This window comes from Pantoea sp. S62 (genome assembly GCF_016658625.1).
GTDB lineage: Bacteria > Pseudomonadota > Gammaproteobacteria > Enterobacterales > Enterobacteriaceae > Pantoea > Pantoea vagans.
Map to the genome: position 1 here is coordinate 1 of NZ_JACVVI010000074.1, position 257 is coordinate 257.

The window sequence follows — 257 nt, forward strand, 5'->3', positions numbered from 1 at the left end:
GCCGCCCCGTGATTTATCAGTTCAGGGCGCAGAAAATGGCGGCGGCTTCGGGATGGGTTTTCACACACTCCATCAGCTGGCGGTGGCGCTGGCAGAAATGCGCACTCAGTTCTTCGTCGTCGTGGCGGTCGTACAGCCAGCTGCGATGGTTAAGAACCAGCGCCGTGATGATGATCCCCGCCGCGTCGGCGCTGATTTCCAGCTCCGTCCAGTGGTACGGATTTGAATACATGTAGCGTTCCTCACCTTCCGGCTTC

The 257-nt window shown here is 59.1% G+C and carries 1 protein-coding gene; it reads right to left on the minus strand.

What is annotated here, in order from left to right; genetic code table 11:
* Positions 1-16 precede the first annotated feature (16 nt).
* Positions 17-257, minus strand: a 241-nt coding sequence (locus IBT54_RS24985) for an antirestriction protein (protein ID WP_201253338.1), incomplete at its 5' end; no start/stop codon positions are given.